The organism is Cupriavidus sp. FW305-3-2-15-C-LB2 (assembly GCF_058787575.1).
The window spans coordinates 39,024-53,158 of the sequence record NZ_JBYSZW010000028.1 but is presented as its reverse complement, the minus strand read 5'-3'; the positions used below and the strand labels follow the sequence as shown (position 1 = coordinate 53,158).

The 14,135-nt window shown below is 67.5% G+C and carries 10 protein-coding genes; 2 read left to right on the top strand and 8 right to left on the bottom strand.

What is annotated here, in order from left to right; genetic code table 11:
- Nucleotides 1-523 precede the first annotated feature (523 nt).
- On the bottom strand, nucleotides 524-1,663 hold the full coding sequence (locus AC3WRR_RS20275) for an HPP family protein (RefSeq protein ID WP_010813069.1): 1,140 nt from the start codon (nucleotides 1,661-1,663) through the stop codon (nucleotides 524-526).
- 179 nt (nucleotides 1,664-1,842) lie between these two features.
- Complete coding sequence (locus AC3WRR_RS20270; protein WP_010813068.1) at nucleotides 1,843-2,262, bottom strand: Lrp/AsnC family transcriptional regulator; 420 nt, start codon at nucleotides 2,260-2,262, stop codon at nucleotides 1,843-1,845.
- Nucleotides 2,263-2,425: 163 nt separating this feature from the next.
- On the opposite strand from AC3WRR_RS20270, the gene AC3WRR_RS20265 reads away from it, so the two are divergent.
- Complete coding sequence (locus AC3WRR_RS20265) at nucleotides 2,426-3,304, top strand: dimethylarginine dimethylaminohydrolase family protein (RefSeq protein WP_011614653.1); 879 nt, start codon at nucleotides 2,426-2,428, stop codon at nucleotides 3,302-3,304.
- A gap of 35 nt (nucleotides 3,305-3,339) precedes the next feature.
- Nucleotides 3,340-4,425, top strand: a complete 1,086-nt coding sequence (gene ocd, locus AC3WRR_RS20260; protein ID WP_492297940.1) for an ornithine cyclodeaminase — start codon at nucleotides 3,340-3,342, stop codon at nucleotides 4,423-4,425.
- 46 nt (nucleotides 4,426-4,471) lie between these two features.
- On the opposite strand, the gene AC3WRR_RS20255 is transcribed toward ocd, so the two are convergent.
- From AC3WRR_RS20255 to hutU, 6 genes are all read right to left on the bottom strand, one after another.
- Nucleotides 4,472-5,068 (bottom strand): helix-turn-helix domain-containing protein, encoded by a 597-nt coding sequence (locus tag AC3WRR_RS20255; protein WP_010813065.1) that lies wholly within the window; start codon nucleotides 5,066-5,068, stop codon nucleotides 4,472-4,474.
- A 480-nt stretch (nucleotides 5,069-5,548) separates the two neighbouring features.
- Nucleotides 5,549-6,868 carry a sigma-54-dependent transcriptional regulator gene (locus AC3WRR_RS20250; protein WP_010813064.1) on the bottom strand — a complete coding sequence of 440 codons (1,320 nt, stop codon included), beginning with the start codon at nucleotides 6,866-6,868 and terminating at the stop codon, nucleotides 5,549-5,551.
- The gene (locus AC3WRR_RS20245; protein WP_010813063.1) at nucleotides 6,858-8,807 is read right to left on the bottom strand and encodes a sensor histidine kinase; all 1,950 of its coding nucleotides are present in this window, start codon (nucleotides 8,805-8,807) and stop codon (nucleotides 6,858-6,860) included. Before AC3WRR_RS20245 ends, AC3WRR_RS20250 begins: the two co-directional genes overlap by 11 nt.
- A 166-nt stretch (nucleotides 8,808-8,973) precedes the next feature.
- Nucleotides 8,974-10,284 carry a dicarboxylate/amino acid:cation symporter gene (locus AC3WRR_RS20240; RefSeq protein ID WP_010813062.1) on the bottom strand — a complete coding sequence of 437 codons (1,311 nt, stop codon included), beginning with the start codon at nucleotides 10,282-10,284 and terminating at the stop codon, nucleotides 8,974-8,976.
- Nucleotides 10,285-10,890: 606 nt separating this feature from the next.
- Nucleotides 10,891-12,189, bottom strand: a complete 1,299-nt coding sequence (locus tag AC3WRR_RS20235; protein WP_492297937.1) for an MFS transporter — start codon at nucleotides 12,187-12,189, stop codon at nucleotides 10,891-10,893.
- A 78-nt stretch (nucleotides 12,190-12,267) separates the two neighbouring features.
- Nucleotides 12,268-13,965 (bottom strand): urocanate hydratase, encoded by a 1,698-nt coding sequence (hutU, locus tag AC3WRR_RS20230; protein ID WP_011614656.1) that lies wholly within the window; start codon nucleotides 13,963-13,965, stop codon nucleotides 12,268-12,270.
- Between the last annotated feature and the right edge of the window lie 170 nt (nucleotides 13,966-14,135).

Below are 14,135 nucleotides of genomic sequence, written 5' to 3'. Positions count from 1 at the left end.
GTGGGGCGATGCGGAAGGGGGGCGGTGGGTTAGTCGTCACTATGGCGGTGGGCCGCTGCGTGCGGCGTGTTCCCCCCCGTGGGGGCACAGTGCCATAGGTTTGTGACGGTGGATAGCGGGTGGGTGTCTGGGCTTTTTGCTAGCGGTCGGTATGTGGCGCTTGGTCGGCGTGGCTGTTTCGCCGGCGTAGCTGGCGAGTCACTTTTTGTCCGAGCGACAAAAAGTAACCAAAAAACGCGTCGCCTGAGCGGCCGGCAATCAATTCCAGGGTGTTGGTGGTTCGCACGGTGGTGCTTGCCGTTCCGGCGTGGTTGCCCGTTCGACCCTGCTACGCCATGTGAGTCAGGGGCAGTGCCTGCGTTAACCCACTATTGAACGATCCCCATGCAGGGCGCAGGCCGCCTGCTGCGAGCGGCATCGCGGGGACGCCTACGGCTGCTGCGCGGGCTCAAAGTGCATCGTCGGTTTCTTCTGCGCTTGCGCGGGGCGCAGCCAAAGGCGTTGATGCGATGTCCGGGTGCCCTCAATCCGGCACCGCCATCACCCCACTCTTGAGCAGTGCAGCCACCAGATCCGACTGCGTCACCATCCCCACCACGCGCCGGTGGTCGTCGATCACCGGCGCGTGGTGCAAGCCGCCGTCCGAGAATGCCTGGGCCAACTCCACCATCGGCTGCTCGGGTCGGGCGGTGACAACGGCGCGTGTCATCAGGTCCCGCACGGTACCAGCCAGCCGCCGCGCACCGGTATCACGCTGCGCCGCAAAAAAATCGCTCTGGGTGATGATGCCTACCAGCCGCCGGGTGGCGTCCACTACCGGCAGGGCCTTGATACGGTGCCGCGACAGCAGGTGCCCGGCCTCATGTGCAGGCTGGTCCGGGGTCACCATGACCACGTCGCGCGACATGATCTCGCCGCACAGCACGTTGCCGAAGTGGCGCCGGTAGGCGCGCAACTGCGCGGCCACCAGGATCTGTTCGAGGTCGTCTTCTTCGATATCCAGGAATTCGCCGCGCACCTTCAGCGCAGCATCGAGGTCGGCGCGGGTGACGCCAACGCGCTGGGATGGCGGCACGTCCTTGGTCCCGTGCTGCATGGCAGGCTCGGGCGGGCGGTGCGGGTAGCGCCGCCGCGACAGGTTGTTGAAGGCCAGCGCCATCATCAGCAGCAGCATCGAATTGAACAGCACGGGCACGGCAACGAAGCCGAAGCCCAGCGCACTGACCGCCGGCCCGCCGAATACGGCGGTGATGGCCACCGCGCCGCTGGGCGGGTGCACGCAGTGGAACTGGAACATCAGGGCGATGGAGACGGCCACTGCGACCGCTGCGGCCAGGCCAGGGTCCGGGATCCAGCGCGCGCACGCCACGCCGACCACCGCGGCAATCAGGTTGCCGCCAATCACTGACCAGGGCTGTGCCAGCGGCGATGATGGCACGGCGAACAGCAGCACCGCGCAGGCCCCCATCGGCGCGACAAACCAGGGGTTGAAGCCGCCCAAGGTCTGGTGGCTGATCCATTCAGTGCAGAGCAGGCCCAGCAGGGCGCCCAGGCAGCTTTTGAGGCGCTCCTTGCGGCTGGCGGCAACGGGTAGCGGAACGAATGTGCGCAGCCATGCACGGGCATTCTGCGCCAGGGCAGCGACAGCGGGGGCGGTTGGCATTCTTGTGACGGGGGGCGCTTTGGAATGGTGCGCGTAATATATCACGGGGTGATATATTTGGCCGCCTTTGGTGCAGCGCATCCCAATCGCGGGGCGTGATGCACCGCACAAGCGCATGGCGGCACTGGGCGTGGCGCGCCTGCCGGTGGTGGGAAGCGCCGGGACCTGGGCGGGTCCCTTTACTTGTAGGTCGACAGCAGGATGCTGGTCTCGGTGGCGCTGATGCCGTCGATCAGCCGGATCCGGTCCAGCGCGCGGTCGAACGCTTCCAGTGTGTCGGCGCGCAGCTCGGCAATGATGTCCCAGCGGCCGTTGGTGGTATGCAGCGCTTGCACATTGGGCTCGCCGCGCAGCGCCTGCAGCACGGTGCGGGCCTTGTTGCCTTCCACGGCAATCGTCATCCAGGCGCGGATGCGGTGCGCTTCGGCCTCGGGCCGCAGGCGCACTGTGTAGCCAACGATTACCCCTTCCTGTTCCAGTTTGTCGATACGGTTCTGCACGGTCGCGCGCGACACGCGCAGCGCCTGCGCCAGCGCCGTGACCGGCATGCGCGCGTTGTCGCGCAGGAGTGAAATCAACTGGTGGTCGGTGGCATCCATGGGGTGGGCAAACAGTCTTTTCAAAGCGCCAGCATAGGCTGGCATATTGATAAATGCCTCGCGCAAATTGCGCAATTTGCTGGCTATTAGTTAACACCAGCTTGCCCGAGAATTCAATCGACCGATTGATTTCCCGAAACCTGCCATCAAAAAAGGAGCCCCCGTGACCCACTCCCCCACGATCCTGCTGGTCGAGCCGACCTTCTACGACGTGTCGTACAGCATCAATCCGTGGATGGACCCGGCTGCCTGGGCACGCGACCCGCGCGGCATGCACCGCAGCGCGATGCAGTCGTTCGACGCGCTGCGCGAGGCGCTGGGCCGGGCCGGCTTTGCGGTCGAGGTGGCCCCCGGCGCGCCGGGGCTGCCCGACATGGTGTTCCCGGCCAACGCCGCGGTGGTGCTCGATGGCCGCGCGTTGCTGGCGCGCTTTCGCTACCCGCAACGCCGTGGTGAAGAAGCGCCGTTCGCCGACATCTTCGGCAAGCTGCGCGAACGCGGCCTGCTCGACGAAGTCGCGCTGCTGCCCGAGGGCTGCTTCCAGGAAGGCGCGGGCGACTGCATCTGGGATGCCGGCCGCGGCCACTTCTGGGCCGGGTTCGGTCCGCGCTCGTCGCATGAGGCAGCCGTGGCGGTGTCGAACTACTTCGGCAAGGACGTGGTGGCGCTGGAACTGGCCACCGAGCAGAGCTACCACCTGGACGTCTGCTTCTGCCCGCTTTCCGGGGGCGAGGTGCTGTACTACCCGCCGGCCTTCAGCGAAGCGGCGTTGCGCGAACTGCGCGCGCGCGTGCCGGCGCGGCTGCGCATCGAGGCCAGCGCCGACGACCTGCGCCACTTCAGCGTCAATGCCGTCAATCTCGACGACCAGGTGGTGATGACCCGCACCACGCCGCACCTGCGCACCGAGCTGGGCCGGCGCGGCTACCAGCTGCATGAGGTCGACCTGTCGCCCTTCATGCTGTCCGGCGGCGGCGCCTATTGCATGACGCTGCGCCTGGATCGCCGCAGCGGGCCGGGCATCGCCGCGGTGGCGGCCTGAGTGCAGGCATCGCACAGACAGCCAAGGAGACGGTCATGAAAAGCACCGCCCGATCCCTGTTCCTGGACGCCAGTGACGTGGCCCGGCTGGTGGCCACCATCGGCCCGCAGGCCGCCATCGTGGACCTGGCCGGGCAGGTCCGGCAGGCCTTTCTGCGCTGGCACGACTTCGACAAGTCCGCGCGGCTGGCGAGCCATTCCGCGCGTGGCGTGATCGAGCTGATGCCGGTCAGCGACGGCATCCAGTATGCGTTCAAGTATGTGAACGGCCATCCGCGCAATGCGCAGCATGGCATGCCGACGGTGATGGCCTGCGGCCTGCTGGCCGAGGTGGAAACCGGCTTCCCGCTGATGCTGGCCGACCTGACGCTGGCCACTGCGCTGCGCACCGCGGCCACCTCGGCGCTGGCGGCGCGCGCCATGGCGCGGCCCGGTGCGGCGACGATGGCGCTGATCGGCAACGGCGCGCAGGCCGAGTTCCAGGTGCTGGCCTTCCAGGCGATGCTGGGCGTGCGCGAGATCGCCGCCTATGACATCGATCCCGCCGCCACCACACGGCTGATGCGCAACCTTGGTGGCGTACCCGGACTTTCGATCCGGCGTGCCGAATCGATCGAGGCCGCGCTGGCCGGGGCGGACATTGTCTCCACGGTCACCGCCGACAAGACTCGCGCCACCATCCTCACGCCGGAAATGGTGCGGGCCGGCATGCACCTTAATGCGGTTGGCGGCGACTGCCCCGGCAAGACTGAACTGCACCCCGATATCCTGCGCCGCGCGCGCATCGTGGTGGAATACGAAGACCAGACGCGCATCGAAGGCGAGATCCAGCAGTTGCCGGCCGACGCGCCGGTGACCGAGCTGTGGCAGGTGCTGGCCGGCCACGCGCCCGGCCGCGCGGCGGCGGACGAGGTGACCGTGTTCGATTCGGTTGGGTTTGCGCTGGAAGACTACGCCGCGCTGCGCTGGCTCTACACCGCAGCGCAGGCGCACCGGGCGGGCAGGGCGGTTGAGCTGGTGGCGATGCCGCCGGATCCGCGCAACCTGTACGGCTGGATGATGGCGCAGGCCGACGGCGACGAAGCCGGGCTGGCAACGCCGCGGCAGGCGGCAGTGGCCTGAGGCTGCAAGCGATGCCGGGGCCGGCATGGCCCCGGCGCAGCCGTGCTCAGGCGGTGCGGCCCATCATCAGCTGGGCGCGCAGGAAGCCCTTGACCTCTTCCAGCGACGGCGTCTTCAGGAACACCATGATGCCCCAGTGCTGCAGGGCATCGGCCACGCCTTCATAGGCCTGGCGGTTGGTGATCACGGCGAAGATCACGTGCTGGCTGGCAAAGAAATTTTGTAGCTTCTCGATGGTGGCCGACTCGGCGTCGTTCAGTTCGTCGACGTAGTACAGCACCACGCGCGGATGCTCGCTGACCGAGGTGATGACGGTGTCCAGCACATCGTCGACCACCACGCTCTTGAGCGGCAGCCCCCACTTGGCAAGCTGGCCGTGGATGCGCTGCGCTTCCTGGTGGTTGGGGTGGAATACCACCAGGTCCAGGCCGTGCGGCGACGCCGATTCCGGCCCGATGCGCGTCGCCAGCAGGCGGTGCACGGTTTCCTTGTGGATGCGCCGATGGCCGCCGTTGGTCTTCCAGGCGCCAAGTTCGCCGCGCTCGACCATCTTCTGGACGGTGCCCAGAGAGACGTTAAGCAGTTTTGCCGCTGTACGCGTGCTGTAATAAGGCTTTTCAGCCAGTGCCGGATCCAGTTTCATCCCATCACCCGTGGTCCTGAAGGCAGTCGCGCCGGGACGGCGCCCGCGGCGCCAGGCACATGCGCCGCGCGGTTGTCACTGCCAATGGTTGACTGACCCTGTGTCCTGGCCCGCTCCCCCGCCGGCCGGACGGCTTTCTTTATAAATTTGTTGTTTCTTTCATTTCCAGCCGATCAGCGACTTTCTGGACGTATTGAAGATCTCAGACTCGGATCTGCTGGAAGCCAATAATATGCCGCAAACGCCAATCCATCTGTAAGAAAAAACATAAATCCATCGCGTATTGGTTGTTTAACGCACATTGGTGCTTGCAGGCAGGCACGACAGTAACGCAGACATTGTCCTGCCCCGGTGGTTCCCCGGGGTTCGACGCAGCTCTGAAGCATCCGCTGAATACAGCGGGCGCTTCAGAGTTCTGTCGTGACATGACAGATTGCGCGGCATGGCCGGCGCGACTGTTCCCGATTCCCCGGCCACGCTTCAAAGCCCGTACTTGCGCACCTTGTCGAACAGCGTGGTCTTCGCCACGCCCAGGGCTTCGCTGGCGCGGCTCAGGTTGCCGTCGTGGCGGCGCATGGCATCGGCAATCAGTGCGCGCTCGAATTGCTCGACTGCCTGCGCCAGCGGCAGGGCTTCGGGAGCGGTGGTGCCGTGGCCGGGGTTGCAGCCCAGCCCCAGCACATGGCGCTCGGCCAGGTTGCGCAGCTCGCGCACATTGCCGGGCCATGGGTAGGCTACCAGCGCGGCCAGCTCGGCCGGGGTCGCGGGCACAGCCTCGCGGTTGAAGCGCAACGCGGCCTGCGCGACGAAATGCTCGAACAAAGCCGGCACGTCTTCGCGCCGCTCGCGCAGCGGCGGCAATTCCAGCGTGATCACGTTCAGGCGGTAATACAGGTCGGCGCGGAACTGGCCGGCATCGGAGAGCGCGCGCAGGTCGGCCTTGGTGGCGGCCACCACGCGCGTGTTGACCGGCACCGGCTGGTTGGAGCCAAGCCGTTCCACCACGCGTTCCTGCAGCACCCGCAGCAGCTTGATCTGCAGCGGCATCGGCATGCTCTCGATCTCGTCGAGAAACAGCGTGCCGCCTTCGGCGTGTTCGATCTTGCCGATGCGGCGGCGCGCGGCACCGGTGAACGAGCCGGCTTCATGGCCGAAGATCTCGCTCTCGAACAGCTGCTCTGGCAGGCCGCCGCAGTTGATGGCAACAAAGTTGCGCGCGTGGCGCTGGCTGGCCTCATGCAGGCAGCGCGCCACCAGTTCCTTGCCGGTGCCGGTCTCGCCGTGGATCAGCACATTGGCGTCGGTGCCGGCCAGGTCGGCGATCAGGCGGCGCAGCCGCTCGACCGTGGGCGAATGGCCGATCAGGTGGGCTTCCAGCTTCTGGCGGCCCGCCAGCCGTTCTCGCAGTTCTGACACTTCCAGCGCGAGCCGGCGTTGCTCCAGCGCGCGGCGCGTGGCGTCCACCAGCTGCTCGGGCGAGAACGGCTTTTCCAGGAAGTCGTAGGCGCCTTGCTTCATCGCCTGCACCGCCAGCCCCACGTCGCCATGGCCGGTGATCATGATCACCGGCAGCGCGGGGTCGCGCTCGCGCAGTTGCGCGAGCAGCGCCATGCCGTCCTGGCCCGGCAGGCGAATGTCGCTGACGACCACGCCGGCATAGCCCGGCCCGGCCTCGCGCAACGCGGCCTCGGCGCTGCCCACGCCACGCGTGGCAATGCCCTCCAGGCGCAGCGCCTGCTCGCAGCCCAGGCGTACGTCGGCATCGTCCTCGACGATCAGTACAGTCAGGTCAGCCGGCATGCTTTGCGTCCTGTGGGTTGGCGTCGTGCGGCGCCAGCGGCAGCACCAGCGTGAAGCAGGCGCCGCCGTCCGGGTGGTTGGCGGCGGACAGGCTGCCGCCGTTTTCATTGAGGATGCCGGCCGACAGCGTGAGGCCGAGCCCCAGCCCTTGCCCGGCGGGCTTGGTGGTGAAGAAGGGCTCGAACAGTCGTGCGAAGGCTTCCTCGGACAAGCCGGCGCCATTGTCGCGCACGGTCAGGTGGACCATGGCGCCCGCCACGTGCGCGTGCAGCGCAATGCGCGGCGCGGGCTGGCCGGCGAGGGCATCGAGCGCGTTGCCGAGCAGGTTCACCAGTACCTGTTCCAGGCGGTTGGGATCGCACACCACCGCCAGCGTCGGATCGATATCGCGCTGCAGCGCGGGTTGGACCGCGTCCACGCGCGTCTGCAGCAGGAACAATGCGTTGTCCACCGCTTCGGCCAGCCTGGCCTGGCGGCGGCCGTTGCCGGACTTGCGTGCAAACGACTTGAGCGCGCCGGTGATGCGGCCCATGCGTTCGACCAGCCCGATGATGGTGTCGAGGTTGGCGCGCACGGTGGCGTAGTCGCCGCGCTCGAGGAACTTGCCGGTATTGCCTGAGATGGTGCGCAGCGCCGCCAGCGGCTGGTTCAGCTCATGCGCGATGCCGGTCGACATCTGCCCCACGGCGGCCAGCTTGCCGGCCTGCAGCAGCCCGTCCTGGGCCTGGCGCAGCACGGTCTCGGCACGGATGCGTTCGGCCACCTCGGCCTGCAGGCGCTGGTTGGAGGTGGACAGGTCGGCGGTGCGATCGGCCACCTTGCGCTCCAGCTCGCTGTTGGCCGCCTCCAGCGCGGCGCGCGCCGCCAGGCGCTCGTTGACGATGCGCCGGCGCACGTTCCACGCCGCCCCCAGCAGCAGCACGAAGGCGCTCAGCACGCCGGCCAGCGCCGCCGTGTTGAGTGCTGCCACGCGAGCCTGCGAGGTATTGGTCAGCAGCGTCAGCTGCCAGTCGGTGCCGGGCAGCGCGGCATGCTGCGCCAGCATCGGCGGGCCGCGGCGCAGGCGCACCAGTTCGTCGCTGCTGCTGCCGTTGCCGTTGTTCAGCTTGCGCACCAGGGTCAGCGGCAGTTGCGGCAGCGGGGCGCGGTTGTACTGCAGGCTGCGCATCAGGCGCTCGCGCGCCTCGGGTGACAGGGGGCGCAGCGCGGCCAGCTTCCACGACGGGTCCGAGGCCAGGATCACCACGCCGTTCTCGTCGGTCAGCAGCATCTGGCTGTCGGCGCCCTGCCAGCGGTTCTCCAGCGGCTCCAGGCCAATCTTGACCACCGCCACGCCGACCGGGTTGTCGCGCTCGCCCAGCGGCGCCGACAGGTAGTAGCCCGATTCGCTGCGGGTGGTGCCCACGCCGTAGAAGCGCCCCAACTGGCCGTCCATGGCCGCCTGGAAGTACGGGCGGAAACTCAGCGCTTCGCCCAGGTAGCTGTCCGGGCGCTGCCAGTTGCTGCTGGCCAGCACCTTGCCGTGCGCATCCAGCACATAGATCACGCGCGTGCCGGCGCGCGTATTGAGGGCGCTCAGGTAGTCATTGGCGCGTGCCGCGCGGGCGGCGTCGTCCGGGCGCAGCAGCAGCGCGGCGATGCGCTCGTCCAGCGACAGCAGGCCGGGCACGTAGTCGTAGTGGGCCAGCTCGCTTTCCAGTGCCTGCGTGTACAGCCGCAACTGCACCTGGCCGCGTTCGGCCTGGCGCGCCAGCGCGGTGTCGTAGCTGTAGCGGTAGCCGAGCGAGCCCGCCAGGCCCACCAGCATGGCCAGCGCCAGCAGCGCGAGCAGCGGCGCAAGGCCGCGCAGGCCGTGGGGCAGGCGCGAGCCGGTGGGTGCGGCGGACGCGGGTGCGGTGGCGCGGGTGGTATCGCCGGGAGGGTGTAGCGGACCGGTCATCAGGTGTTGGGTGAGGCAGGTGGCAAAGCCGCCGCGCGGACCAGAGGGGCAGGGGCCGGCGCGGGTGCCTACTTTTACCACACCAGGGGGGCGGTGCCGCGCCAGAATGCAAAAAGGCCCGGTTGCCGTATCGGCAACCGGGCCCTGGCACGCCTGGCGGACGGTATTACTTGCCCGCGAGGACCTGGGCAGGTGCCAGGCCGGTGGTGGTATCCGCGGCGGGTTCATCCTCCTCGGACGGTACCGGCGCGCCGATGGCGTCTTCGCTTTTGGCGACGACGGCGGTGGCAATCGCATTGCCGAGCACATTGGTCACGGTGCGACCCATGTCGAGTACGTGGTCGATGCCCAGCACCAGCAGGATGCCGGCCTCCGGCAGGCCGAACATCGGCAGCACGGCGGCGACCACCACCAGCGAGGCGCGCGGCACGCCGGCGATGCCCTTGCTGGTGACAAGCAGGACCAGCAGCATGGTGATCTGCTGGGTCAGCGACAGCTCGATGCCATACACCTGCGCCACGAACAGCGCGGCAAACGAGGTGTACATGATCGAGCCGTCCAGGTTGAACGAGTAGCCCAGCGGCAGCACGAAGTTGGTGATGCGCTCCTTGACGCCGAAACGGGTCAGCTGGTCGATCACTTTCGGGTAGGCCGATTCGCTGCTGGCGGTGGCGAAGCCGATCATCAGCGGCGCGCGCATCTGCTTGAGCAGGCGGAACACGTCACGGCCCAGGAAGAAGTAGCCGCCGGCGATCAGCGCCACCCACAGCAGCGCCAGCGCCAGGTACAGGCTGCCAATCAGCTTGGCGTACACGACCAGCACGCCCAGGCCCTGCGCGGTGATCACCGCCGCGATGGCGCCGAACACGCCAACCGGGGCAAACGCCATCACGTAGTTGGTGACCTTCAGCATCACCGTGGCGAGGCCTTCGATGCCTTGCAGCACGGGCTTGCCCACGCCGTCCTTGACCGTGCCCAGCGCAAAGCCGAAGAACAGCGAGAACACCACGATCTGCAGGATCTCGTTGTGCGCCATGGCCTCGACAAAGCTCTTGGGGAACATGTGGGCGATGAAGTCGCGCAGGTTCAGCGCGCCGGTCTTCAGGTTCGAGGCCGCGTCAGCCGGCGGCAGCGGCAGGTTCATGCCGTGGCCGGGTTCCAGCAGGTTGGCCATCACCAGGCCCAGCAGCAGCGAGGTGATCGAGGCGCCAATGAACCACATCATTGCCTTCAGGCCGATGCGGCCCACGGCGCGGCCATCGCCCATGCTGGCGATGCCGGCCACCAGCGTGGCGAACACCAGCGGGCCGATGATCATCTTGATCATCCGCAGGAATACATCGGTCAGGATGGACAGGTGGTCCGCAATCGATTTGGCGGTGGCGGCGTCCGGCGCCATGTTGTGCGCGGCGGTGCCGACCAGCACGCCGAGCAGCATCGCAATGAAGATCAGGGTGGGCAGTCGATTCAGTTTCATCGTGGATCAGGCCTGTGCGTCCGTCTCCTGTGGCAGGGACGGGCGTCTGTGTATTGCGGGAAGGCTGGGCGGCGATGTCGGGGCGCCGGGCCGGCCTTGTCGTGGTTCAGCGCGGCAACAGGTGCCGTGGGTTCGCCGGAGTGGCGAAGGGGGTGGGCAAGGCGGGGTCGGTCATGTGTGTCCTCCTTTGTTTTTGGCATCGGCCGGGACGCCGGGCGGCATGCCGGCATACCCGTCTGGCGCTGTAAGCGGCGGCCTATATTGCACGCGCCGTGCCAGCCCGAAAGGGCTGCAGGAGTTGTGCAACTTGTTGAATACAAAGGAGAAAAAGATGTGATTCCGGCGCCAGATTCGGGAATCCGGACCGGCATGCGAAAACGCCGTTCGGGAATCCGAACGGCGTTCTAGGTGTTAACCCGGGGTTTTGAGGTGCTGGCAGCGGGGGACGGTGGGGCGTTTGCCGGCGTCACAGGGCTGGAAAAAACGAGGGCCTTGCTTGATGTGGTTCCTGGCCAAACCACCCTCTCCCCATGAGGGGAGAGGGAGAACACCTTGCTTAGGCTAGCTCGGGCGGCTTTGGAGCACCCTTTGCAGGCGCCGGGGAACTCATTTCAGCCGCCGTCCCAGCGTTTCCGGCACCATTGCCAGGCCGAACAGCGATACCAGGCCACAGCCGATCACATACAGCGCGGGCGCATTGGCGTCACCGGTGACCTGGATCAGCCGGGTCGAAAAATACTGCGCAAAGCCGCCGAAGATCGCGATCGCCACGCAATACGCGATCGACAGCCCGGTGGCGCGCAGCCGCTGCGGCAGCACCTCGCTGACCAGGACCATCGAGGCCGGCGCGGTCATCGACATCGGCACCGACAGGCAGCCCACCACCACCAGCAGGCGCGCGAGCGACGGCTCGGCGTTGATCAGCACGAAGGCCGGGTAGACCATTGCCAGCAGCGCCACGCGCGACCACAGCACTACGGTCTTGCGGCCGATGCGGTCAGCCAGCCAGCCCGCGAACGGCGACAGCACCACCTGCACCAGCGCCGCCACGCACGCGGCCCAGATGCCCAGCGACAGCGGCATCTTCAGCACGCTGACCGCGTAGTTGCTGAGGTAGTACACGACGATATAGGTCGAAGAGGCCAGGCCGATCATCAGCAGGATGCTGGCGATGATCTCGCGGCCATGGCGGCGCAGCAGCGGCCATTGCGCGGCGTGCTCGCCGTGGCGCACGGGCGCGGCGGTTTCTTCCAGCCGGCGGCGGATCACCAGGCCGACCGGGATCACCAGAATGCCGATCAGGAAGGCGAGGCGCCAGCCCCAGGCTTCCAGCTCGGCCGGCGCCAGCACGTTGCTCAGCACCAGGCCGGTGATTGCGCCCAGCAGCGCCGCCAGGCCCTGGCTGAACGGCTGCCATGCGGTATAGAAGCCGCGCGTGCGGTCATCGGCGTATTCCAGCAGCAGCGCGGTCGATGCGCCCATCTCGCCGCCGATGGCAAAGCCCTGCACCAGCCGCGCCACCACCACCAGCACCGGCGCGAGGATGCCGATCTGCGCGTACGGCGGCGTCACCACGAAGATCAGCGAGCTCAGCCCCATCAGCCACAAGGTCAGCGCTACCGCCGGCTTGCGCCCGGCGCGGTCGGCATACATGCCGATCAGCAGGCCGCCCAGCGGGCGCATCAGGAAGCCGACGCCAAAGGTGGCGAACGACATCAGCAGTTGCCCGGTAGGGTTGTCGACCGGAAAGTAGAGCCGGCCGATCAGCGTGGCAAAGAAGCTGTAGACGACGAAATCATAGAACTCCAGGCCATTGCCGATGGTAATCGCGGCAATGGCGCGCGTGCGTGACAGTTGCGCCTGGGGCGCAGCGACCGCCACGCCGGCGGTGGTGTCGATGGACATGGGTGTCTCCGTAAAACGATAAGGCGCCGGGGCGCACGCGGCGGCCCGGCGGCAGAACGGCTCTTGCTGGCCGCGGGATCAGTCGCGCGATGCGTGGTTCAGCATCGGCAGGTCCAGGCCCTGCTCGCGCGCGCAGTCGACGGCGATCTCGTAGCCGGCGTCGGCATGGCGCATCACGCCGGTGGCGGGGTCGTTGTGCAGCACGCGGGCGATGCGGGCGGCGGCTTCATCGGTGCCGTCGCACACGATCACTACGCCGGAATGCTGCGAGAAGCCCATGCCCACGCCGCCGCCATGGTGCAGCGAAACCCAGGTGGCGCCGCTGGCGGTGTTGAGCAGCGCGTTCAGCAGCGGCCAGTCGGACACGGCGTCGGAGCCGTCCTGCATGGCCTCGGTCTCGCGGTTGGGGCTGGCGACCGAGCCCGAATCCAGGTGGTCGCGCCCGATCACGACCGGCGCCGACAGCTCGCCGCTGCGCACCATCTCGTTGAAGGCCAGGCCCAGCTTGGCGCGCAGGCCCAGGCCCACCCAGCAGATCCGCGCCGGCAGGCCCTGGAAGCTGATGCGCTCGCGCGCCATGTCGAGCCAGCGGTGCAGGTGCTCGTCATCGGGGATCAGTTCCTTGACCTTGGCGTCGGTCTTGTAGATGTCCTGCGGGTCGCCCGACAGCGCGGCCCAGCGGAACGGGCCGATGCCGCGGCAGAACAGCGGGCGGATGTACGCGGGCACGAAGCCGGGGAAGTCGAAGGCATTGGCCACGCCTTCTTCCTTGGCCATCTGGCGGATATTGTTGCCGTAGTCGAAGGTCGGCACGCCCATCTGCTGGAACGCCAGCATGGCGCGCACATGCGCGGCCATCGACGCCTTGGCGGCCTTGACCACCGCCGCCGGCTCGCGCTGCGCGCGCTCGCGGTATTCGTCCCAGCTCCAGCCGGCCGGCAGGTAGCCGTTGAGCGGGTCATGCGCGCTGGTCTGGTCGGTGACCATGTCCGGGCGCACGCCGCGGCGCACCAGTTCGGGCAGCACCTCGGCGGCGTTGGCGCACAGCGCGATCGAGATCGCCTTGCCTTGCGAGGTGTAGCGGTCGATGCGGGCCAGTGCGTCGTCAAGGTCGGTGGCCTGCTCGTCGACATAGCGGGTCTTCAGGCGGAAGTCGATGCGGCTCTGCTGGCATTCGATATTGAGCGAACAAGCGCCGGCCAGCGTGGCGGCCAGCGGCTGCGCGCCGCCCATGCCGCCCAGGCCGGCGGTCAGCACCCAGCGGCCCTTCAGGTTGCCGCCGAAATGCTGGCGGCCGGCTTCGACGAAGGTCTCATAGGTGCCCTGCACGATGCCCTGGCTGCCGATATATATCCAGCTGCCGGCGGTCATCTGGCCATACATGGCCAGGCCCTTTGCATCGAGTTCGTTGAAGTGTTCCCAGTTGGCCCAGTGCGGCACCAGGTTGGAGTTGGCGATCAGCACGCGCGGCGCGTCGCGATGGGTGCGGAACACGCCCACGGGCTTGCCCGACTGCACCAGCAGGGTCTGGTCGTCTTCCAGGCGGGTCAGCGCTTCCACGATGCGGTCATAGCATTCCCAGTTGCGGGCGGCGCGGCCGATGCCGCCATAGACCACCAGTTCCTTCGGGTTCTCCGCCACCTCGGGGTCGAGGTTGTTCATCAGCATGCGCAGCGGGGCTTCCGTGAGCCAGCTCCTGGCCGTCAGCGTGGTGCCGCGGGGGGCGCGGATTTCGGTGTCGCGGAAACGCGTGGGGTTGGTGGTGGTCTTGGTCACGGGAACTCCTTCGGTCGTGCAGTCGGGAACGCTTTTTCTGGGCGATGCATAGGCATGTATAGTCCTGTATATACAGGCATGTATGAATCGGTGTAATCCCGTAGGACGGATGAGCCTCAATATGGTGTTTTAGTCACAATGGAAGCGGAGCACCGGGGGGCGGACATCTG

Coding starts and splice junctions, on each gene's coding strand:
- AC3WRR_RS20270 (WP_010813068.1), bottom strand. CDS start 2,262: ATGGATGCCACCGACCACCAGTTGATTTCACTCCTGCGCGACAACGCG.
- AC3WRR_RS20235 (WP_492297937.1), bottom strand. CDS start 12,189: ATGTCCATCGACACCACCGCCGGCGTGGCGGTCGCTGCGCCCCAGGCG.
- AC3WRR_RS20275 (WP_010813069.1), bottom strand. CDS start 1,663: ATGCCAACCGCCCCCGCTGTCGCTGCCCTGGCGCAGAATGCCCGTGCA.
- AC3WRR_RS20250 (WP_010813064.1), bottom strand. CDS start 6,868: ATGCCGGCTGACCTGACTGTACTGATCGTCGAGGACGATGCCGACGTA.
- ocd (WP_492297940.1), top strand. CDS start 3,340: ATGAAAAGCACCGCCCGATCCCTGTTCCTGGACGCCAGTGACGTGGCC.
- AC3WRR_RS20255 (WP_010813065.1), bottom strand. CDS start 5,068: ATGAAACTGGATCCGGCACTGGCTGAAAAGCCTTATTACAGCACGCGT.
- AC3WRR_RS20245 (WP_010813063.1), bottom strand. CDS start 8,807: ATGACCGGTCCGCTACACCCTCCCGGCGATACCACCCGCGCCACCGCA.
- AC3WRR_RS20240 (WP_010813062.1), bottom strand. CDS start 10,284: ATGAAACTGAATCGACTGCCCACCCTGATCTTCATTGCGATGCTGCTC.